Genomic DNA, 20,867 nt, shown 5'->3' on the forward strand with positions numbered 1-20,867 from the left:
TCGGCTCGATGATCGATATTCCAGGAGATTCCAAGTAAACATGTCGACAAAACGATTCGCGGTCCGATCCGCGGCGCTGACGGCTGCCTGCGGGATCACCGCACTGCTGAGCACCGCACCCGCATTCGCCCACGTCAGCGCGCAGCCCGGCGAGGCCGCCAAGGGCGGTCACGCCAAGGTCGCCTTCCGGGTGCCGAACGAGCGGCCGAACGCCTCGACCGTGCAGATCAAGGTCACCTTCCCCGAGGACCAGCCGCTGAGCTCGGTGCGCACCAAGCCGATGCCGGGCTGGACCGCGCAGGTCGAGCGGGTCCAGATCGCTCCGGTCCAGGTGGCCGGGTCCGAGGTCAAGGAAGCGGTGCGCAGCATCACGTGGACCGCGCAGCCGGGCAACCGGATCGGGCCGAACGAGTTCAACGAGTTCGAGGCCACGCTCGGCACGCTGCCGGACAACGTGGACTCCTTCGCCATGCCCACCACCCAGACCTACGACAACGGCGAGGTCGTGAACTGGGACCAGCCGACGCCGCCGAACGGCGAGGAGCCGGAGCACCCGGCGCCCACGCTGAAGCTGGTCGAGGACGCCGAAGGCGGCCACTCGCACGGCGGCGAGGAGGAGCAGGCGGCGGCAGCCGGAGCCGGTGACGACACGGCCCGCTGGCTCGGCGGCGCCGGGCTGCTCGTCGGCGCGCTGGGCGTCGGCATCGGGGCCGGTGCGCTGGCCCGCAGCCGCAACGCCGCACCGACCGGGAAGGACGAGTCGTGAAGCGATTGATCGCGGTGGCAGCGCTGGCCGTGGCCGCGCTGCTCGGCGGCGCGGGCACCGCGCTCGCGCACAACGTGCTGGTCAGCAGCGATCCGGCGGACGGCGCGAAGCTGTCGGTCGGGCCGAGCGAGATCCGGTTGACGTTCGACCAGCCGGTCCGCTCCGGTGAGGGCTACAACACGGTGAACGTGGTCGGCCCCGACGGGACGTACTGGACCGACGGCGAGGTCCGCGTCGAGGGCAACTCGGTGACCACCCCGGTCCGCGAGCTCGGGCCGGCGGGCACCTACACGGTCGGCTACCGGATCCTGTCCAACGACGGCCACCCGGTCCCGGGCAAGGTCAGCTTCGAGCTGACCCAGGCGGGCAACGGCACGCCGGCCGAGCCGCCGCAGAACGCGGACCAGCCGGCCGAGCAGGGCGAGTCCGGCGGCATGCCGATCTGGCCCTGGATCGTCGGAGCGGTGGTCCTGGTCGGCCTCGGCCTGGTCCTGGCCCTCCGCCTCGGCAAGCCCAAGGCCTGATCGCAGAGCAGTTGAAGCGTGGAGGGCACCTTTCGGCCGAAAGGTGCCCTCCACCTCGTTCAGCCGTCGAACCTGCCGGCCTTGATCGCGGCGACGAACGCCGACCACTGGGGCGTCGTCGTCGTGAAGTGACCGGCGGCGCGGTTCTTGGTGTCGCGGACCGCGGCTCCGCCGTCGACGCGACCGACCTCGACGCAGCTCGTCTCCTGATTGCTCCGGCTCGACTTCCGCCAGCCGACCGGGGGCTTCGATAACGTCATTTCGGCGTCTCCTCCTGGTTGATGATGCGGGCGATCAGCTCGGCCGTGTCCTCCTGACTCATCGCCGACTGCTCGACATCATCCCGCGCTGAGGCGAAGGCTTTCACGTCTGCGTCCTCACGGAGAAACACCGATGACCTGTGGTGTTCCAAGTGCACCACCGGCTCTGCTTTCGCGAACTCCAGTAGCACGAACGGACCGGCATGCGCGGGCGTCCAACCGGCGGATCGCGGGATCACCCGGATCTCGACGTTGTCCCGTTCTCCCATCTCCAAGAGGAAGTGGAGCTGGTCGACCATCACATAGCGACCGCCGATCGACTGGTGCAACGCGGATTCCAGCATGATGGCCGTGAACCGAACTGGTCCCCGCCTACGAGTGATCAGGTCGCGGCGACCAAGTCGCATCATCACCCGCTTGTCTGTTTCTCCAGCGGGAATCCCGGGCCTCATGATCGCCGAGGCGTACTCGGCTGTCTGCAGCATGCCGGGCACGATCACTGGTGAAACCTCGGTGATCGCGGTGGCCATGCGCTCGAATTCCAGGAGTGCGGCCATCTGGTCGGCTTCGCCCGTCGCACCGACCGACACCGTGTTCGGTGGTTCTGAGGCTGCTTCTCTGGTCAGCCTCATCAGGCGTTCTCGGGTTGTGCCGTTGATGCCGAGCACTGCGCAGAGCGCCGATACCGATTCCGTTGACGGGACGCGCTGACCCAGTTCCCAGCGCACCACGACGGAATGGGACACGTCGAGCTTCGTTGCGAGCTCGCGGAGCCCGAATCCGGCGGTGGTTCGTGCATCCCGGAGTTCTGCTCCGAGGACGTAAGCACGCGGCGCAAGAGTGGTCTCGGTCATGCACCAGACAATAGCCACTCTGACGTGCACTGTCGTCAATCGATCAGGCGATTGTCGACCATTAATTGGACCGAAATTATTGGTCTCACAGAAAACGAGACCACAGGACCACGTAGGCCGCAGGAGGGTGAGCAATGCCGAATGTTCCGCCCGGACGCGAGAAGAAGTACCGCCCGCACCCGTTCAGCTGGGTTCCCGCGGAAGGTCAGCGGCACGCCAGCGACGACCAGCGTCCTGCCGGGGGTTGGCCAGACGATACCGAGGTGACGACCTTGTGCAGCCAGCAGGTTCGCGCGTCGACCGGTGATCTGGCCTGGCTGTGGCCAACATGCGCCGCCTGCAACACCGAAGCGCGCAAGCTCGCCGGTTTTCCCGCAGCAGACCTCCGATGACCGGCCACCACGCCCGGATCGCCCGGCTGGCGCGGACAGCGGTGCTGATGCTCGGCTACGCGGCCGACGACATAGAACGCGGCTTCTGGAGCGACGCCGAACTGCACCAGCTCGCCGATGGCCTCGACACGCTGGTCAGCGCTCTGCGCGGCAATGACCAAGCCGGCCAAGGACTTCTCGTCATCAACTCGGAAAGGCTCGACACATGACCATCCCGATGATCACCGCAACCATCGCCGCTGTTCTGGTCGCTTTCTTGGTCGTCCACCGGGTCTGTTCGTACCGGCCGCAGCACGCCGGGGGCGGGGATGGAGCGCTGACCGTTCGGTACCTGATCGAGCGTGTCGAGGCCGAGACCAGTGGTGGTCGGCATCGTCTGCACGAGCCCGACTCCGGTGGGCGCGGCTCCCCCGACGAAGCCGAGCAGACTTCTGGATTCTCTCGGAATACCGAAGTGTTCCAGCGGGTACTCGCTGGGCTGCAACGGCTTTAGACCCGGTCCCGGCTGTTCTGCCCCCGACCAGGCAGCCGGGACCGCCCTGCTCGCAAGGCAATCCGCGCTTTCGCGACGCGGATCCATGGCGCGGGCGGGAGTTCCCCTCCCTGCTCCTGCTCGCAGCGGTGCCCCGCGGTCCTCCCCCGGCCGCGGGGCGCTGCGCTTCCCGGCTCGTTTCGGCTGGTCAAGTGCCGTGAGTACTTTCTGTTGCTATGGCGACAGAAAGTACTCACGGGAGCTTGGACGACGGAACCTACTTGGGGCGGAGGCGGGTGCCCGACAGGAGGCGTTCGGTCGGGCGGCCTTCGGGGTCCAGGAGGTCTGGGGGGACCATCAGCCAGGGTTGGCGGAGGCCACGGCGGGTTGGGGTTCCCGGGGCGTAGAGGGGGCGGAAACCCTGGTCCACCAGGGATATCGCGTAGTCGACCGCTACCTCTTGGTTCCCGTTCAGGGCTGCTGTGCCGTGCCAGGGCATCACGCCCGAGCCGCCGAGCGGGACGAAGCGGAGCCTGCCCGGGGTCGGGCGGATCGACAGGCTCATGCGGACGCCCTCCCGCCACAGGACCTGGTAGCCGAGATCGGCGTCCACGTGCTTGTTCGCCAGGTAGGTGATGGTCTCGCGCCAGGCCGAGACCAGCAGGTCACCGCGGGCCCGGCGGACCTCGGCCGGTGTCGATCGGTCGGTCAGGTCGAAGGGATCCGCGTAGATCCGCTGCGACCAGGCGAGCGGATCACCGCCGTGGCACGGGATGTCCACCGCGTGCAGGACCGACCGGAACAGCTCCGCGAACCTCGGCTGGCCGGGAGCCGACGGGTCGCGGGTGGCCGCTTCGGCCAGCGCCGCTCCCGGATTCCGGAGGATGTCCAGTCCGGCGAAGGCTGTCTCGTACTTCTCGCGGTGCGCTAGCAGGAGTTCCGGGCGCTGGGTGCGGTCGCCGCAGGCCGGGTGCGCGTCGGCCGCGTCGTCGAAGTCCTCGACCGACACCAGGTCCGCCGCGCCGACCGCGGCCACCTGCCGGGCGAACTCCCGGTGGTAGGCCGCGCACCGGTCCGGCTCGCGGAACCGGAAGTGGCTGGCATCGGTGAGCGCCCGCACCCGGACTCCCGGCGGGTGCACCTGCCGGACCGCCGCGTCCAGCTGCCGCAGCCGGACCAGCATCGCCAGTTCGGCCAGGTCGGGCAGGCCGCCGAGCGCTTTGAGCCGGGAGCCGTCCTGCTTCAGCGACGGCCCCACCACGACGAACCGGATCGGCTCGCCGGCTTCGACCGGGCCGCGCAGATCCCGCTCCGCCGCCGCGAGCGGGTAAGCCGACCTCGACGCGCCGAACGGCTTCGCGGTGATCACCTGCCACACCGCCCGGACGCGGTCGGCTCCCGCGGCGATCGCCGAACCGAGCTTCCGGCCGCTGGTCACGGCGGCCGCCACCAGCGAATCGACGATCCGCGCCTGCTCGGCAACGGTCAGCTCCGCGCCGTGGCCCCAGATCGTGGGGCGGGTGCTCAGCTCACCGAGCCGCAGCCCGCTGAGCGAGGTCACGTGCGACAACTGCGCCTCGCGGGCATGACCGCGGCCGAGCGGAACCGGGTGCGGCAGCGACTCGAACGTCTCGATGCCGTCAGCGGATTCGTCCGAGGTGAAGCCCGGCAGGCGGACCGGGATCACCAGGGCACCGGGGAAGGCGGTGCGCAGCGCGGCTCGGTTGGCCGCCGAGTCGTCGAACGCCGCGACCAGCTCGTACCCGTGGAACTCCCGCAGCGCGGCCACCTTCCGCTCGGCGACGGGGCCGTCGTCGGAGGTGCGCAGGTCGAGGTGCCCGAGCCCGCGACCGGACAGGAACTCCTCCGTCGCCGCGCGCACCCGGTGCCGACGGCCGGTCAGCCAGACCACCCGAGCGCCCGCCTGCTCCAATTCGCGGACGTACCGCTTGATGCCCGGGGCGAGGGTGTCGGTCAGCAGCGCTTCCCCGTGCCACGCAATGTTCCGGCGGTACTCGGCGTGCAGCCCGTCCCCGCGCCGCAAACCGTTCCGCGCCAGGAACGGCCGCCAACCGGCCGGGTAGAGGCCGGGCAGCACAGCGGGATCGGCGAACTCCGCGATCCCGTGCGCCGCGCCCACCCGCCGCACCGCCTCGTGGACCCGCTGCCGCGGCTGGACCGCGCAGAAGTCCAGGTCCACCGCCACCAGCGGACGCGGCAACCCGCTCTCGCGGCGGCACCGCGCGCTGCGCTCGCGGACCACCCGGAGCACCTGGCGCAGCACCTCGTGCTGGCCCGCTCCGACGACGTGCACGAACTCGCGCCACGGGTGGTCACCGGCCAGCTGAGCCGCGGTTTCCGCTGACAGGTTCCGCAATTCCTGCGAGACGACCTCGTCGAACGCACCGCGGATCCGCTCCTGCTCCTCGCCGGTGACCTGCACACCGGCCGCCGCCAGCTCCGTCAGCCAGCCGTCCAGCGCGGCGATCGCCGCAGGCACCTCCGCGGCCGGGCGGACGCCCTCGACCACCACCCGGCCGGTGGCCGACGACTCCGGACCGAGCTCCACGCCCACCTCGCCCGCGGGCAGCGAACCCCTGGTCAGCAGGCCGCGGAAGGTGATCAGCAGCGGCCGCACGACGAACTCGGCGAGGTGGTCCCGCGCCGTCCAGTCCCCCGGCCGGTCGGCCACCAGCCGCTTCAACGCCAGCACATCTCCCGGGAAGTCCCCGCACACCAGATCACCCAGGGCGAGCCAGTTCTGCTCGGCGGGTGCGCAGTACAACCTCAGCAGCGCGTCGTCGGCCAGCGCCCTCCGCAACCCCGCGCGGAATTCCGGCATTTCTTCCGGACTGCACAAAATCATCTCCCATCACGGGTTTTTCCGATCCCGGCGAGCGAATTCGCCGGGATGCGACGAGAATTCGAATTTGGCGAGAAGCAGATCAAAGAGAAGTGGTTTCGGTCACTGTTTCCGAGCACGCCGTCCGAACCAGCGCCGGGCACGGCAGATCGACGCGGCAGATGACCCCGGACGAGCCGGAAAACCGGCCGCTACCGGGGAAAACGCATACTTCAGCCCGACCGAACTGCGCGCTGCGATTATTGGCGCACCAGGAAAAACCGCTGGTCGCAGGCGCGATTCACCGAATCGTCAACGATGACGCGCCCGTCGCCGAGCGGTCATTCAGCGTCGGTGAGTTGCACCGACATCCAGACCATCCGGTTCTTCCAGGCGGAGCAGCGCAGCGCGGCCGCGCCGCTCCAGCTCCCGGCGGGTGATCCAGCCCTTCGCGTAGTAGCGGTAGTTCTGGGCGAGCAGCACCAGTTCCGCGAGGTGGTCGGCGTGCCGTCGCCGGACGTCCGCGGGCAGCAGCGGCAGCGAGGCGACTTGGGAGTCCACCACGTCGTCGAGCACCTGGGCGGAGCGCAACGCGCGCGCCCGGCGCCAGCGCGGGGACAAGGCCCCCAGCAAGAACTCCGCGACCATCATCGACAACCCATCCAGTTGCAACGCCCTGACGGATCAGTTCCCTCGTATGGTTTACCCCTTCGGGTCAGCGTCGTCACCAAGAATGACCAAAAGAGCGCAGCGTTCGGACTCAAGATCGTCCGTTCGGGTGTAGGACTGTCCTTCGATCAGCTGTACGGAGCCCACTGCGCGGCGAGGTCGCCGTCGCGCATCGTGCGCAGCCGCCGGTGCAGCTGCTCGCGGAGCCCCGGGTTGCTGCGCACGATCGGCAGCACGCCGGTCGTGATCTTCAGCTCGCGCAGCTCACGCAGCACCGGGAAGCCTTCCCACCCGGTGATGTCGAAGCCGTACGCGGCGGCCAGGTCGTCGTACCAGGACGGCGGGTGCCCCATCCGCAGCCGGCCGACCGCCAGCGGCGTCAGGTCCCACTCCGGCGGCCCGACGCACAACGAGTCCAGGTCGCACAGCAGCGGGCCGTCCGGACCGCCGATCACGTTGCCCAGGTGCGCGTCCGCGTGGATCACGCACTGCGGCAGCGGGAACCGCAGCTCGGCCAACCGCTCCTCGACGTGGTCGCAGCGCTGCTCCAGGAAGTACCGGTCGGCCGGGTCGATGTCCACCGCATCGGTCAACCGGCGCCGGATGTCGGCCATCGGCTGCCAGTCCAGGAACGTCGGCGACAGCGGTTTCGAGTGCATCAGCCGGAGCAGCGCACCGAGGTCGGCGCCGTCCGGCACCGGCCCGATCTCCGGCACGTAGCGCCAGAGCGTCGCCAGGTGCTCCCCCACCTGGACCGGCTGCTCGAAACCGGGCAGCAACCGCACCGCGGGCACGCCGTGCACCGCCAGCCAGCGCGCGGCGTCGACGGCGTTGAAAGCTCGGTAACCGAACGACGGGGACAGCACCACGCGGACGATGACGGGATCGTCGCGGAGCAGGAAAACCCCGTTGTTGATGAATCGGATCAGTCGCGCGCCCCGCGGATCCAGTCCGACGGAGGCGCAGATCTCGGCCAGCGCCAACCCCAGTTCAGGCGGGACTCGCTGACCCTGTTCGACGTATGTCTGCATGCTCATGGTGTTCGCACCGGCGCATCGATCCGGGCAGTCACGCCTGCCGGAACTGCCGGACCTCTTCGAACAGGTCGCGGGCGTCGGAATTGGCCCGGTGCTTGGCCGCTTCCAGCTCCAGCGGCTTGAGCCGGTCGGAGACGCGGGCCGATTTGACCCGTTCGCCGTGCTGCAGCGCGCGGCGCCCGACCTTGATGCCCTCCTGGACGTCACCGGCCCGGAAGTGGTTGGTGGCCTGCAGGCTGAGCCCGAAGACGTGGGTGCGCTGCATGTCCGCGCCGTAGGCCTCGTTGCACTTGATCGTCTCGGCGACGGCGATCGACGCGTGCTTGCGCGGGTCGAACACGGCCAGCGCGTCGTGCGCGGAGCCGATCATGCCGTGCAGGTCGTTCTCGTTGAAGAACCGCACCCAGTCCGGCGCCTCGCTGGCCTGCGCCCGCGCGAACTCGTCCTTCGTCCGGCCCACCATCTTCTGCACCTGGTCGGGCCGGTTCAGCATGCCGTAGGCCCAGGCCTCGTTCGCGCACAGCACCGCGACGGTCAGCGCCGAACCGGACTCCTGCGCGGCGATCTGGCCCAGCTGGAACAGCTTCAGCGCCTCGTTGGGCTCCTGGTGGTGCAGGTACACCCGGCCCATCCGGTACAGCACGCTGGCCAGCAGCCCGTGGTCATCGGCCTGCTTGGCGAACTCCAGCGCCTTGCCGAAGTGCCCGCGCGCCGGGTCCAGCAGCCCGACGTCGAACGAGGTCCACCCGGCCAGGCTGTGCATGTCCGCGAGCGCCACGAACAGCTGCTTGCGCACCAGGTCGGTGGAGGTCGAGTCGAGCAGCTGCTGCGCCCAGGACAGCTGGGCCACCACGGCGTCGCGGCAGGTGCCGCCGCCGTAGCGGTAGTCGAGATCGCGCAGGGCCTTGGTGGCTGCCTGGATCTGCTGCACGTCGGTCATGCCGATCCGGGCCGGCGCCGGTGTCTGCGCGTTCGCCGGGAGCCAGCTGGTGGCCTCCCCGAACACGGCAGCGCCCATGGTCACCTGGGCGGCGTGGGACAAGAACTTCCGACGCTTCACCGATTCGTCCTCCTCAGCTTCGAGGGCGTTGGTCGCGCTAGCGACCCGCATCGCGGTCGCCCCGTCGTAAGCGAGGCCCATGTAGCCCCGCGGGATACCCAGCCCGTCGGCGATCCTGGCCAGCACGTCGTAAGCCATGACCTGCCGACCCTTGAGGATCTCGGACACCTCGGATTGCGACTGGCCCGTGGAGGCCGCGATCTGGCGCTGCGAGACACCGCGTCGGCGCAGTTGCTTGTAGATCTCGCTGACGTCCCGCCGGGCCAGGGCATCCCGCATCTCCCGATCGTTCCAAACGTCGGGTGTAACGGGAGAGCCGCTAGAACCGATGATGTTCATTTAGACCCCCTGACGCTCTGCACGGGCGTTGGTCGCAGGGTAAGGGCACTGCGGCAGCCCGGTGAAGCCCGCTTCGGTAGAGGTGATCGGTTGCGCTGAAGTCCGCCGACCGTTCGTCGTCGCCATCGGCCCGGTCACCGCCCAACGACTAGGCGAACCCGTCGACTGGGACCAATCTAGTCATCAGCAAGCAACCGAGCACGGACGGGACGGGAAGCGAAGTGGGCGAGCAGATGCGGGAATCCGGGATCGGCCAGTCGGCCGAGTCCGCTCCGGCAGCTGCCGACCGCCGGCGTTGGTGGCAGGTGGACTGCCGCGATCTGTCGAACGCGCACCGGAACCTGGCCGTGCTGGTCGACCGGGATGAGGTCGAGCTCGTCGGACCGCCCGGCCACGCCGCAGTGCTCTCCGCACTGGGCGTGCGCCAGTTGTCAACAGCGTTGCGGGATGCCGCGATGCAGGCGAGAAAGTGACGGTGACGTTCCTGTGGACGAGATCCTGGGTCAGGTGCTGCGAAACGCGGTGCGCGAGCGGCTCGACATGCTGAGCGAGCTCGCGGACCGGGCCGACGCCACCTCCCTGCTCTCCGTAGCGCGTTCCGAACTACCCCGGCTCACCGAGGGGTGGCGAACGCTGCTCACCGCTCACGAAGCCGACGAGAAGGGCAACTGCCCGGAGTGCTCCAGCCGCTGGCGCCCGCAGAAAGCACCGTGCTCGGTGTGGCGCTCGGCGTACGAGCACCTGGTGGCAGGTGCCCTGGCTCCCCGTCCCGCTCGGCACCAGCGACCGGCGCACGCTCTGCGCCCGGTGGCGCCGGTGCCGTAAAGCCGGCGGACTCGGTCCCGGACAGCAACACCTCCTCCCCGACCCCGGGCAAGACCGAGCAACCGCCAGGTGACGGCCGATGGGCGACTGGTCGCGTTTCCCCGACCTCGGCCAGCGCGCATCGGCCGTCACCGCGAAAAACTCCACAGCGAGCAGAACTTCCGCGGGCTGGTGCTGACGCACTCCCCTCCCCCCGACCGGTGCTGGTCCGCGGACTCCAACCGCTTCGGAACCCGTTTCCCCGGACGGCTCCGAAGTGAGGATGGAAAGGCCCTGGCAGCTCGATTCCCCGACCGAGCCGCCAGGGCTCTTTCCTTTCACCGGGCCGGAAGACCCAGCGGTTCAGCGCGGCGCCGGGCGCCGTCAAAGCGTGGTGTCCGGATCGAGCACGAAGCCATGGGCCGTCAGCTCCCAGTAGTGCCTGCGCTTCGGACGCATCAGCTGAGTCACCGCGCGGACCGCGGCCACGCTCATCAGCGCCCAGTACAGCGGGATCGTCAGCATCGCGGGCACCGCGCGGTGCAGCCCGGGGCACACCATGCACGCGACGATGAACAGTAATCGTCGGGCTTTCGGGGCGTCACTTCCGGCGGAGCCGGGCCTTGGCGATCAGGTGCTCGTCCAGGCTCAGTCCCGACTGCGGCGCCGCGCCCCGGGGTGTGGGCACGTGCGAGCGCTGCGCCGGGTGGGTGCGGTCGGCCGGGACCATCGCCCAGGGCTGCCGCGGGCCCAGCAGCGGCGAGTAGACCGGGACGAAACCCTGGTCGAGCAAGGAGATCGCGAAGTCCACCGCCACCGTGCCGCGCGGGTCGAGCACGCCGGTGCCCTGCCACGGCAGCAGGCCCGACCCGCCGAGGTAGGTGAAGCCCAGGCAGCCCTTGCGCACCGCGCTGAGCGTCAGCCGCACCCGGTTCGGGAACATCCGCTCGTAGCCGAACTCCTCGTCCACCTGCATGGTCGCCATGTAGCGGATGACGGTGTGCCACGCCCGGCGCAGCACCGCGCAGCGCGCTTGGCGCACTTCGGCGGACACGCCCTGGTCGCCGAGGTTGTAGACGTCGGCGTAGATCGCGGTGGACCACTCCAGCCGGTCGACGCCGGTCGGCACCGAGACCGGCACGGAGTACACCATCGACATCAGGATCTCCCGGAACAGCCCGATGACGTGCGGTGCGAAGTCGTCCGCGCCCGCCGTCCAGCGGTGCACCCGCTCCAGGGTGCGCAGCGGGTTGTCGGTGATGTCGAACTCCCGCAGCGATTCGCCGAGCAGCCGCCGGTACTTGGCGATCCGCTCCGCGCGCTGCGCGGGCAGCCCGGGGCCGAGCCGCTGCTCGGCGACCACGTCGATGTCCTCGACGAGCGTGCGGTCGCCGATGCCCGCCAGGTCGGCGTACTCGCGCAGCTTCCGCTGGTAGGCCTCGGTGATCGCGGCCGGGCGGCTCCGGAAGTGCCGCCCGTCGGTGAGGATGTTGAAGTGCAGGCCGGGCGGGTGCACCGCGCTGATCGCCCGCTGCATCTCGCGCAGCCGGGCCATCGCGCCGAACTCGGCCAGGTCGGGCAGCGGACCGCCTGCCTTGAGCCGGTTCAGGCACTGCTTGACCGGGAAGCCGAGCAGCACCACCTCGATCGGCTCGCCGCGCCGCACCAGCGGTTCGGCGTCGGCCCGCAGGTCGGCGAGCTGGTAGTTGGCGCGGGAGCCCTTGAAGAACTGCTTGCGGGTGAGCACGTGGTGCACCGCGGCGAGCACCTGCTCCTCCGCCGCCGGGCCCCGGTCGAGACCGAACTTGGCCGCCGCGGCGCTCCCGGTCCGCGCCGCCGCGCGATCGGCGTCGGAGAGCACCGAGTCCACGATGTCGCGGGTCTCCTGCGCGGTGAGGTGCACGGCCCAGCGCTGCGCCAAGCGGTTCTTGCGCAGCGCGCCGATCTGCAGCTCCTCCAGCGAATGCGTGTTGGACAGGCGCGGTCCGATGCGCTCGTCGGGGCGCGGGCGGGTTTCGAAGGTGGCGATCACCGCGTCCTGGTGCGTGCGGCGCTCGGCGGCGAACCCGGGGATCTCCACCGCGATCGACCGCGCGCCACCGAACTCCGCGCTGATCGCCTCCCGGCCGGCCCGCGCGTCGTCGAAGACCGCGACCACGTCGACGGCACCGAGATCGGCCGGCCTCAGCGTGCCGCCGTCGGGCAGGAACCGCAGTTCCGCCTCGGCGATCCCGGCCGCGGCCAGGACTTCCTCGGTCTGCTCGCGGAACCGCTCCTTGCGGTGGGTGTAGAACACCACCTGCCCACCGGCGTCCTGCACGTCCCAGGCGAACCGGGCCAGGCCCGCGTTGGCGCTGTCGGTGCGCAGCCGCTCGCGCGGGCGCGCCAGGAACGCGCGGACGAAATCGGCGCGCACCGCAGCCCAGTCCACCGCCGGGTAGCGCTCGCCCAGCCCGCTCTGCTCGACGAAGTCGTCCCAGGTCTCCGGGGAATGGGTCGGCAGCAGCGGCAGGGTGCCCGCGCTGGCGAGTTCGAGGATGCCCTCCGGCGCACCGGGTCGCGGCCCGGCGGTCGCGCGGGCGGCGTCGAGGATCCGTTGCAGCGGAACGAATCCGCACAGGTCGACGTCGATGGCCACCGCGGGCCTGGCGAGGTCCGGGTTCCACCGGCGCTGCCGGGTGCGCTGCTGGACGTCGTCGAGCACCGACCGGAGCACCGCGTCCTGCTCCTCCGGCACGGTGTGCGCGTAGCACTGCAGCGGCTGCTCGCCCGAGAGCAGCTCCGCGGTGCTCGGCTCCAGGTAGCGCAGCTCCTCGGCGATCACCCGGTCCACCGCGTGCCGGACCTGGCCCGCCCGGCGACCGCCGCCGAGCGCGGTGAACCCGGTGCTGAGGCGGTCGAGCGTGCCGACCAGCGCGCGGACGCCCGCGGCGACCTCGGCGCGACCCGGCTCCCAGCTCACCCGGTCGTGGTCGGTGACCACGATCCGGCCGGTGGCCTGGAGTTCCGGGGAGAGCTCGACGGCCAGCCCGCTCTCGTCCAGCGCGAACAGCCCGATCCGGTGGACGTCGAGGGCGACCCGGAAGGTCCGCAGCAGCGGCCGGACGAAGTGCTCCAGGAAGTACTCGAGCTCGTCCTCGCGCCATTCGAAGCGGTTGTCCAGCACCACGCGGAGCAGTTCCGGCGTGCCCGCGGCGCCCGGTCGCAGCAGCGCGGAGAGCGGGACGGCGATGGTGCCGCCGGGGTGCGACGGGTGCGCGGGCGCCGGTTCGGCGAGGCGGAACAGCGCCGCCGCGCCGGTCCGGGTGTCGACCACCGCGCCCGGCACCGGTTGCGCAGCGCAGTGCATCCGCAGGTTCGGATCCTCCGCCACGACCTCCGAAAACCGCTCCCAGCAGCGGATTTGCCGCTGCGCGCGGTCGCGCGAGGTGACCGAGCTCAGCTGCACGGTGCGGGCCCGGCCGTCGACGCTGAGCTGCCCGCTGGGCAGCTGCACGGCCAGGTCCGGATCGGTGACCGCGATCAGCAGGTCCGCGGTGAGGTCGGGGTCGGCGCCCGGCAGCAGTTCGACGTGGTTCAGCGGAACCCTGGTGCAGGGGCCCGGTTCCGGCGCGTCGGCCAGGGACCGGGTCAACCGCTGCAACCAGCTCGCGTCGAACACCTTGCGGGTGCGGCGCGATCGCACCAGGGCGCGGTACAGATCGGCCCAGTCCGGTTCACCGCCCAGCGGGACTCCGCTGCCGATGCCGGTGAGCAGCAGTCCTCCGCAGGAGCCCCGCTCGACGCGGAGCCCGTACCCGCCCTCGCCGAGCAGCTCGTTCGCCGCCGCGGTGGTCAGCTGGTGCCGGAGCGCCGGGGCGTCCTCGGTCGCGGCCGGCCGGCTCGGTCGGTGGGCCGGCTCCGCGGTCAGCCGCGCGGTCACGGCGTCGCGGTGCGCGTCGCGCACGGGACAGCGCAGCAGGCACGGGTAGCCGCGGCAGGGTCGTTGCAGGTCCTCGCGCTCCCCCAGGTCGGAGTCCACCGGGTAAGCACAACACGTCGAACGACGGGAAAACGAGAGGAAGCCGCGCAGTAACCCACAATGACCTTTCTGTCACGGAGAATGACGACCCGATCACCCTAGATAGTGACCTCGCGCGCTGACAACATGACTCAATGCATATCCGAATCATGTAACGCGACCGGATCCGCAGGTCAGAGGCAGGGCTGTCACCCGGCCGATGACCAAATACCCCGATTGGTCAAGTCGTTGCCCGAGAAATCACCCGTTCGATTGATACCGTCTTCGGCATGTCCGGAGCGCACGACCGCCCGCGGGCCGGGAAACTTGGGACATCACCGGCATCCGGGAACGTCCGCGGAATTGACCGGTGAGCCAGACCGCCGGGTCGAACTCGGCACATCTCCCAGGGCTCCCCTGAAAGAGAATCACGGTCGTGGTCGGCAAGATGGTCAGTGAAGATGATCAAGGAGTTGCCTTGCCAGCCGAAGTCGCCCCACTGCGCCGCAAGCCGGTCCAGCAGCGCAGTGCACAACGCGTGGAGAAGATGCTCGTGGCCTGCGCCGAGCTGATCGACGAGGTGGGGTACGACGGATTAACGACCACGCTCATCGCCGAGCGGGCCGGTGTCGCGGTCGGCTCGCTCTACCAGTTCTTCCCGGACAAGCGGGCGGTGGTGCAGGAGCTGACGCTGCGCAACCTGGACCGCTTCGTGCGCACCGTGTCGGCCCGCTTCGAGCAGCTGGAACTGGCGCACTGGTGGGACGCGGTGGACGCGGTCTTCGACGTCTACCTGACCATGCACCGCGAGGTGCCGGCCTTCAGCCGCCTGCACTTCGGCGACGTGGTCGACCTGCGCCTGCTGGACCCGGGCAAGGACAACAACGCGGTCATCGCGGAGAAGCTGATCGGGCTGCTCGCCGAGGAGTTCGGCCTCGACCCGCAGCGGCTGCTGCTCCCGCTGGCCGTCGCGGTGGAAGCGGCGGATGCGGTGCTGCACATGGCGTTCCGCCGCGACCCGGCGGGCGACCCGACGCTGGTCGCCGAGGCGAAGGAGATGGTCCGCGGCTACCTGTCCAACCGGATTCCCGAGGACCAGACACCGTCGGCGAAGCCGTCCGCGCCTTTGTAAGTGGCGGCAGCCGCTTGGGGCACGTACGCAACTCGCACCGCCGCGGGTTCTGAGTGTTTTCCTGGCGAGGACGGCCCCTCCGCCGTGTATCGGGCATACATCAGGAGGGGCACCCGCAGTCCAGGGAAGCACTCAGGTTCCGCCAAGTGACCACCCCGGCAAAGGCAACCACCAACAGGCATTCAGCCGAAGGATCTGCCCTCGCCGCGGTAGGTGGGCACGGTGGTCAGCTGCCCACCCTCGATCAGGTGGTAGTGGGTGAACCGCTCGGCCAGCTCGCCCGCCTTGGCGTGCCGGAACCACACCCGGTCGCCGAGGCGGAGCCGGTCGGCGGCCGGCCCGACGACGGGCGTCTGCACCTCGCCGGCGCCCTCCGTCGAGGTCAGCCGCAGCCCGCGCGGCCGGATCGGCACGGGCACCCGGTCCGCTCCCGGTGGGCCGGAGGCCAGGTAGCCGCCGCCGAAGAGGGTCGCGATGCGCGGTGCCGGCCGGTGCACGACCGGCAGCGCGTACTGCACCGCGGGTCGCGGCTGGAACGCCCGGTAGGCGTCGAAGAGCGAGGGTCCGATCAGCCCGGAACCGGCGGCGAGTTCGGTGACCGCCGGTTCCGCGGCGGTGCGTTCCAGGCTGCCGGTACCGCCGCCGTTGACGAACTCCAGCGGAGCCAGCGCGCGCACCTCGCGGACGACCGCGGCACGCCGCTCGGCCAGCTCGGCCGCTGACCGGCGCTGCAGCCAGCGCACCGCGGCGGCGCGCAGCGGCTGTCCGGCGGGTGCGTCGCCGATCCCGGCGATCTGACCCTCGTACACCATCACGCCGACGAGCTGAAAACCGTTGCGGCGCACGATGGTCGCGGCGGCCCGGCGGGCTTGGCCGGCGCTGTGCAACGGCGAGCGGCGGGTGCCGATGTGCAGACCGGGCAGCGGCCGCCAGGAGGCGTCGACCTCCAGGCAGAGCCGGATGTCCGGGCGGGTGGTGCCGACGGCGTCGTCGATGAGGTCGAGGTGTTCGGGCGAGTCCACCATGAGCGCGATCGCCGCGGCGGCCGCCGGATCGGCGGCGAGCTCGCGCAGCGCACCGCGGTCCACCGTCGGGTAGGCGACCAGGATGTCGTCGCTGAGCCCTTCCCGGTGCAGCCAGAGGGCTTCGGCGAGGCTGTAGCACATCAGCCCGGCGAACCCGGGAGTTCGCAGCGCGCGGCCCAGCAGTTCGCGGCAGCGCACCGACTTCGTGGCCACGCGGATCGGCCGCCCGGCCGCCCGCCGCACGAGGTCGGCGGCGTTGTGGTCGAACGCGTCGAGGTCGACCACCGCGAACGGCGGGTCCAGCTCGCTGGTGATCTCGTCTAACCGGGGCACGTCGACAACCGTAAGCCGAAAGGTCTTGTTATGTGAATCTCTTTCACATAATTTCTCTGCCCAGACGGTTGATCCCTTGTTCGGGCCGCAGCAGCGAGGCGTACCGCAACAACGGCATGAGCTGTCGCAAGCGCGTAGCGCTTGACCCACCCTCGCAGCTCGCACCGCCGCGGGTTCTCAGAGGTTTCCTGGCGAGGACGGCCCCTCCGCCGTGTATCGGACGTACATCAGGAGGGGCACCCGCAGTCCAGGAAGCCTCTGAGGTTCCGCTACCGGCACCGCTACGCAGGATGAGCACGGAATTTCCAGGAACCGAAGGAGGTGGGCATGCAGCGTTGGACCAACTGGGCCCGAACCGCCACCGGCACGCCGAGCAGCGTCCTCGCGCCGCGCGACACCGCCGAAGCAGCGGCCGCGATCCGGGAGGCCGCGGACGCCGGGCGCACCGTGCGCCCGCTGGGCACCGGCCACTCGTTCTCCAGCATCGGATCGCCGGGCACCGGCTGCGCGCTGGACCTCTCGCACTGGACCGGCATCGTGCGCGCGGAACCGGACACCGGGCTGGTCACCGTCCGCGCCGGGACCCCGCTGCACCAGCTGAACGCCGAGCTCGACGGGCTCGGCCTGGCGATGGCCAACCTCGGTGACATCGACCAGCAGACGATCTCCGGCGCGATCTCCACCGGCACCCACGGCACCGGCGGCGCGCTCGGCGGACTGGCCACCCAGGTCGAAGCGCTGGAACTGCTGCTCGCCGACGGCAGCGAACGGCGCTGCTCGGCCACCGAGCACCCCGAGCTGTTCGCCGCCGCGCGCGTCGGCCTCGGCGCCCTCGGCGTGATCACCTCGGTCACGCTGCGCTGCGTACCCGCGTTCACCCTCCACGCCGACGAGCGCCCGGCACCGCTGGACGAGGTGCTGGAGCGCTTCGACGAGCTGGCCGCCGACAACGACCACGCCGAGTTCTACTGGTTCCCGCACAGCGCGAACACGCTGGTCAAGCGCAACAACCGGCACGACGGCCCACCGCGGCCGCTGCACCCGGTCCGGCACTTCCTGGAGTACGAGGTGCTGGAGAACCGGTTGTTCGGCACGGTCTGCAAGCTCGGCCGCGCGGTGCCCGCGCTGGTGCGGCCGCTCAACCGGATCTGCGCGTCGACCTGGTCCGCGCGCACCTACAGCGACCGGTCGCACCGGGTCTTCACCACACCGCGCAGCGTCCGGTTCGTGGAGTCGGAGTACGCGATTCCGCAGGAAGCGCTGCGAGACGTGCTGCGGGAGCTGCGATCCGCCGCGCGCGGACTGGACGATCCGGTCATGTTCCCGGTCGAGGTGCGCGTCGCGGCGGCCGACGACATCTGGCTGTCCACCGCCTACCGGCGCCCGACCGCCTACATCGCAATCCACCAGTTCCAGGGCATGCCGCACCGCCGGTGGTTCGACGCCTTCGAGGACATCGCGGGCGCCGCGGGCGGGCGGCCGCACTGGGGCAAGATGCACCGGCTCGACGCCGACGCGCTGCGCGAGCGCTACCCGCGCTTCGACGACTTCCGCCGCCTGCGGGCCGAGCTCGACCCAGCGGGCGTCTTCCGCAACGCCTACCTGGACCGCGTCCTCGGCCCCTGTGGATAACTCCGCGACCTGTCCACAGCGGGACGCGATTTCAATGGAAATCAGATGTCCGATTTCCATTGAAATCGCGTCAGCCGAGGGCCTGGCGGAGGGCTTCGTGGATCGGGGTCGGCCCGTTGACGAGCTCCAGCTCCCGCCCGACCGAGGCGGGTTCGTCCAGCAGCGCGAGGAGCACCGCCGCGACGTCCGCCCGGGTCACCTCGGCGCGGTCGACCTCCGCGGCCAACCGCACCCGGCCGGTCGGTCGATCGTCGGTCAGCCGACCGGGTCGCAGGATCGTCCAGTCCAGCGGCCGGGCCCGCAGATCCGCCTCGGCCGCCCGCTTGGCGTCCAGGTAGGCACCGAAGACCGGGTCCACGTCGGACGGTGTCGGATTCTTGGCGCCCATCGAGCTGACCTGCAGGAACCGCCGGACTCCGGCCTCCTGGCAGGCGTCCGCGAGCAGCGCCGAGGCAGCCCGGTCCACAGTGTCCTTGCGCGCCGCACCGCTGCCCGGGCCCGCGCCCGCGGCGAACACCGCGGCGTCCACACCGGACAGCGACCCGGCCAGGTCAACGGCGTCGATCCGTTCCAGATCGGCCACCAGCGGCTCCACGCCGTCGGCCCGCAGATCCGCCGCGTGGTCCGGGTTGCGGATCAGCCCGAGCACCGAATCACCACGTTCGGACAGGCCCCGGCCCAGGTGTCGCGCGATCTTCCCGTGGGCGCCGGCAATCACGATTCGCATGCCGTCCAACGTAGGCCACCGACGGCTTCTGCACCGATCAACACAGCCTGTGGACAACTGGCCACAAGCTGTGGACAACTGGCGCGGAGTGTGGGGCGAACGGCCGCGCACCACAACGGGTGGTGCCGGCGGGCCGTTCGCCCCACACCTCATGGGTGGGGATGAAGAATGCGCAGTTCCAGCCGGAGTGGAGCGGCGCGGGCGGCTGGAACTGCGTCCCCAGGGGTTAGCTCCGGGTCGGCGCCGGGGCCTCGGTGGCGAGCAGCTGCTCGTAGACCACCTCGTTCACCCAGCGGGACACCGCGGTGTGCTCCACCGGTGGCGCGTCGGCGAAGCAGCGGCCCGGCAGTTCGACCTGGACGTCGTCGCCGTCCGCGCTGAGCACCGCGATGCCGAACTGGCGGGCCCGGATCAGGCAGGTCTCGGTGAAGTCCGGGGCGATCGCGACGTTGCGCGGCACCACGATCGCCGCGCTGGTGAACCGGGAGAACGGCACCGCGGCGGTCAGCGCGCTGCGCCAGTGCCGCGCCGGGGCGAGCACGCCGGAGAGCTGCGCGGCGGGCGGGGGCACCCGGCCGTCCATCTCCGGCCACACCCAGGTGGAGATCTCCGCGCGGTCCAGCACCGGGCCGCTGCCGAGGCAGAGCCGCTCGGCGTGCGATTCGGGCAGCAGCTCGGCCGTCGCGATGACCTGCCGCCCGTACAGCTTCACCGGCGGCAGCACGCTGCCCGCCCACCCGAGGATGTCGACCGATCGCTGCGCGAGCCGGCCCATGGAGGCGACCGGTCCCAGCGGGGACCGAAGTTGCGTCGTCGAGCAGGCTCGGACCTCGTCCTCGGTCCAGGCACGTCCCGGCATTCCGGTCACGGCGTTCCGCCTCCCTCATGAACAGCGCTTGCACTCCACGGCCACCGACAGCGGGGCCACGTTCGACTTAAACAGCTCGGGGCGGGTTCCGCGCTGCTCATCTGTGCTCGCTGCGACCGGCGGCGGGCATCGGTCGGTGACTGGTCGATGAATGACAACTGGACTTCAGTCCAGCGATGCGGCCATTCAGGTGATAGCGATGCAACTCCCAGGCCCCGTGCGCGGTTTCGAGGTGTCGCGGCGCCCACCGCGCACGGGTCTCACCTGGACAGCAGGTCGAGCTCGGTGCGGTCCAGCTCCACCAGCCGCTGCCGGATTCCTTCGGCGGCGGGCAGGAGTGCCTTGACCAGCTTCCCGACGTCGGCCCGAGCGCTGTGCGCCACCACGCCGATGGCAGCGACGACCGAGCCGCCGCCGTCGTGCACCGGCACCGCGACCGAGCAGTTCCCGAGCGTCATCTCCTCGTTGGCCTGGGCGAAACCGCGGCTGCGCACGCTCTGCAGCTCGCGCCCCAGCCTGCCGGGCTCGGTGATGGTGTAGGCGGTGTGCCGCTCCAGCCCGCGCTCGCAGTACTCGTGCACCACCGTCGTCGGCGCGTGCGCGAGCAGCACCTTCCCGACTCCCGTCGAGTGCAGCGGCAACCGCCCGCCGCTGCGCGAGATGATCGGCACCGCGCGCGGCGTGGTGAGCTTCTCGACGTAGACGACCTCCAGCCCGGAGCGGACCGCGAGGTGGACGTTGTCGTGGGTGTGGCGGCACAGCTCCTGCATGTGCGGCAGGGCGACCTCGCGCAGTCGGCTGTTCACCGGCGCGAGCAGCCCGATCTCCCACAGCCGCAGGCCGATCGCGTACCGGCCGTCGCCGTCGCGCTGCAGCGCGCCCCACATCTCCAGCTCGCGGACCAGCCGGTGGGCGGTGGCCAGCGGGATCTCCGCCCGCCGCGCGATGGCGGTCAGGGTCAGCCGGACGTGGTCGATGTCGAAGGCGGTGAGCACGCTGAGCGCCCGCGCCGTGACCGATCGGCCAGGATCCCGGCTGTTCCCCGCCATGTCGCCTCCCGTGGAGCGGCCGCTGCGCCGCTCGGGTGTCACCAGCTGGGCCCAAGCCCAGCACAGTCGATCGTTTTCGCCA

21 protein-coding genes are annotated in these 20,867 nt (G+C 70.6%); 9 read left to right on the forward strand and 12 right to left on the reverse strand.

Annotated features, from left to right (window positions below; genetic code table 11):
* Positions 1 to 40 precede the first annotated feature (40 nt).
* Together ATL45_RS13020 and ATL45_RS13025 are read left to right on the forward strand one after the other, a co-directional pair.
* Complete coding sequence (locus ATL45_RS13020) at positions 41 to 766, forward strand: YcnI family copper-binding membrane protein (RefSeq protein ID WP_093150556.1); 726 nt, start codon at positions 41 to 43, stop codon at positions 764 to 766.
* Positions 763 to 1,290 (forward strand): copper resistance CopC family protein, encoded by a 528-nt coding sequence (locus ATL45_RS13025; protein ID WP_093150560.1) that lies wholly within the window; start codon positions 763 to 765, stop codon positions 1,288 to 1,290. Before ATL45_RS13020 ends, ATL45_RS13025 begins: the two co-directional genes overlap by 4 nt.
* 59 nt (positions 1,291 to 1,349) lie before the next feature.
* On the opposite strand, the gene ATL45_RS13030 is transcribed toward ATL45_RS13025, so the two are convergent.
* Together ATL45_RS13030 and ATL45_RS13035 are read right to left on the reverse strand one after the other, a co-directional pair.
* Entirely contained in the window at positions 1,350 to 1,550 is a 201-nt protein-coding gene (locus ATL45_RS13030) for a DUF397 domain-containing protein (protein WP_093150561.1), read from the reverse strand.
* A complete protein-coding gene (locus ATL45_RS13035; protein WP_093151486.1) occupies positions 1,547 to 2,404 on the reverse strand; it encodes a helix-turn-helix domain-containing protein in 858 nt (285 codons plus the stop codon). The genes ATL45_RS13030 and ATL45_RS13035 overlap by 4 nt, the downstream gene beginning before the upstream one ends.
* A 134-nt stretch (positions 2,405 to 2,538) precedes the next feature.
* Between ATL45_RS13035 and ATL45_RS13040 the strand changes: the two genes are divergently transcribed.
* From ATL45_RS13040 to ATL45_RS13050, 3 genes are read left to right on the forward strand one after another with little or no spacing between them, the layout of a single operon-like run.
* The gene (locus tag ATL45_RS13040; RefSeq protein ID WP_093150565.1) at positions 2,539 to 2,796 is read left to right on the forward strand and encodes an HC3 family zinc finger protein; all 258 of its coding nucleotides are present in this window, start codon (positions 2,539 to 2,541) and stop codon (positions 2,794 to 2,796) included.
* A complete protein-coding gene (locus tag ATL45_RS13045; RefSeq protein ID WP_093150569.1) occupies positions 2,793 to 3,005 on the forward strand; it encodes a hypothetical protein in 213 nt (70 codons plus the stop codon). Before ATL45_RS13040 ends, ATL45_RS13045 begins: the two co-directional genes overlap by 4 nt.
* Positions 3,002 to 3,289 carry a hypothetical protein gene (locus ATL45_RS13050; protein ID WP_093150573.1) on the forward strand — a complete coding sequence of 96 codons (288 nt, stop codon included), beginning with the start codon at positions 3,002 to 3,004 and terminating at the stop codon, positions 3,287 to 3,289. Before ATL45_RS13045 ends, ATL45_RS13050 begins: the two co-directional genes overlap by 4 nt.
* Before the next feature lie 256 nt (positions 3,290 to 3,545).
* On the opposite strand, the gene ATL45_RS13055 is transcribed toward ATL45_RS13050, so the two are convergent.
* The 4 genes from ATL45_RS13055 to ATL45_RS13070 all read right to left on the reverse strand — a co-directional run bounded on the left by ATL45_RS13055 (position 3,546) and on the right by ATL45_RS13070 (position 9,215).
* On the reverse strand, positions 3,546 to 6,110 hold the full coding sequence (locus tag ATL45_RS13055; protein ID WP_093150577.1) for an HAD family hydrolase: 2,565 nt from the start codon (positions 6,108 to 6,110) through the stop codon (positions 3,546 to 3,548).
* A 345-nt stretch (positions 6,111 to 6,455) separates the two neighbouring features.
* A complete protein-coding gene (locus tag ATL45_RS13060) occupies positions 6,456 to 6,761 on the reverse strand; it encodes a hypothetical protein (RefSeq protein WP_093150580.1) in 306 nt (101 codons plus the stop codon).
* Positions 6,762 to 6,907: 146 nt separating this feature from the next.
* Positions 6,908 to 7,816 carry a phosphotransferase enzyme family protein gene (locus ATL45_RS13065; RefSeq protein ID WP_246025313.1) on the reverse strand — a complete coding sequence of 303 codons (909 nt, stop codon included), beginning with the start codon at positions 7,814 to 7,816 and terminating at the stop codon, positions 6,908 to 6,910.
* A 31-nt stretch (positions 7,817 to 7,847) separates the two neighbouring features.
* Positions 7,848 to 9,215: a helix-turn-helix domain-containing protein gene (locus ATL45_RS13070; RefSeq protein WP_093150584.1), complete on the reverse strand. Its 1,368-nt coding sequence runs from the start codon at positions 9,213 to 9,215 to the stop codon at positions 7,848 to 7,850.
* A 221-nt stretch (positions 9,216 to 9,436) separates the two neighbouring features.
* Between ATL45_RS13070 and ATL45_RS13075 the strand changes: the two genes are divergently transcribed.
* A complete protein-coding gene (locus tag ATL45_RS13075; protein ID WP_246025314.1) occupies positions 9,437 to 9,688 on the forward strand; it encodes a hypothetical protein in 252 nt (83 codons plus the stop codon).
* A 13-nt stretch (positions 9,689 to 9,701) separates the two neighbouring features.
* Positions 9,702 to 10,040, forward strand: a complete 339-nt coding sequence (locus ATL45_RS13080) for a hypothetical protein (RefSeq protein ID WP_093150589.1) — start codon at positions 9,702 to 9,704, stop codon at positions 10,038 to 10,040.
* Between the two features lie 363 nt (positions 10,041 to 10,403).
* Here the strand turns inward: ATL45_RS13080 and ATL45_RS13085 are convergent, their stop codons facing one another.
* Positions 10,404 to 10,580, reverse strand: a complete 177-nt coding sequence (locus ATL45_RS13085; RefSeq protein WP_177241940.1) for a hypothetical protein — start codon at positions 10,578 to 10,580, stop codon at positions 10,404 to 10,406.
* 40 nt (positions 10,581 to 10,620) lie between these two features.
* Positions 10,621 to 14,040 carry an L-tyrosine/L-tryptophan isonitrile synthase family protein gene (locus tag ATL45_RS13090; RefSeq protein WP_246025315.1) on the reverse strand — a complete coding sequence of 1,140 codons (3,420 nt, stop codon included), beginning with the start codon at positions 14,038 to 14,040 and terminating at the stop codon, positions 10,621 to 10,623.
* Between the two features lie 457 nt (positions 14,041 to 14,497).
* Between ATL45_RS13090 and ATL45_RS13095 the strand changes: the two genes are divergently transcribed.
* Complete coding sequence (locus ATL45_RS13095; RefSeq protein WP_439332454.1) at positions 14,498 to 15,151, forward strand: TetR/AcrR family transcriptional regulator; 654 nt, start codon at positions 14,498 to 14,500, stop codon at positions 15,149 to 15,151.
* Between the two features lie 182 nt (positions 15,152 to 15,333).
* On the opposite strand, the gene ATL45_RS13100 is transcribed toward ATL45_RS13095, so the two are convergent.
* Entirely contained in the window at positions 15,334 to 16,509 is a 1,176-nt protein-coding gene (locus ATL45_RS13100; RefSeq protein WP_093150593.1) for an amino acid deaminase/aldolase, read from the reverse strand.
* Between the two features lie 327 nt (positions 16,510 to 16,836).
* Between ATL45_RS13100 and ATL45_RS13105 the strand changes: the two genes are divergently transcribed.
* Positions 16,837 to 18,141 carry a D-arabinono-1,4-lactone oxidase gene (locus tag ATL45_RS13105; protein ID WP_093150597.1) on the forward strand — a complete coding sequence of 435 codons (1,305 nt, stop codon included), beginning with the start codon at positions 16,837 to 16,839 and terminating at the stop codon, positions 18,139 to 18,141.
* Positions 18,142 to 18,211: 70 nt separating this feature from the next.
* Here ATL45_RS13105 and ATL45_RS13110 read toward each other — a convergent pair whose 3' ends face one another.
* From ATL45_RS13110 to ATL45_RS13120, 3 genes are all read right to left on the reverse strand, one after another.
* Positions 18,212 to 18,868: an SDR family oxidoreductase gene (locus ATL45_RS13110; protein ID WP_093151498.1), complete on the reverse strand. Its 657-nt coding sequence runs from the start codon at positions 18,866 to 18,868 to the stop codon at positions 18,212 to 18,214.
* Between the two features lie 226 nt (positions 18,869 to 19,094).
* A complete protein-coding gene (locus tag ATL45_RS13115) occupies positions 19,095 to 19,727 on the reverse strand; it encodes a hypothetical protein (protein ID WP_177241959.1) in 633 nt (210 codons plus the stop codon).
* 269 nt (positions 19,728 to 19,996) lie between these two features.
* Positions 19,997 to 20,785 carry an IclR family transcriptional regulator gene (locus ATL45_RS13120; RefSeq protein WP_093150602.1) on the reverse strand — a complete coding sequence of 263 codons (789 nt, stop codon included), beginning with the start codon at positions 20,783 to 20,785 and terminating at the stop codon, positions 19,997 to 19,999.
* Positions 20,786 to 20,867: the final 82 nt, after the last annotated feature.

Origin of the sequence: Saccharopolyspora antimicrobica (assembly GCF_003635025.1) — a bacterium.
Taxonomy (GTDB): domain Bacteria; phylum Actinomycetota; class Actinomycetes; order Mycobacteriales; family Pseudonocardiaceae; genus Saccharopolyspora; species Saccharopolyspora antimicrobica.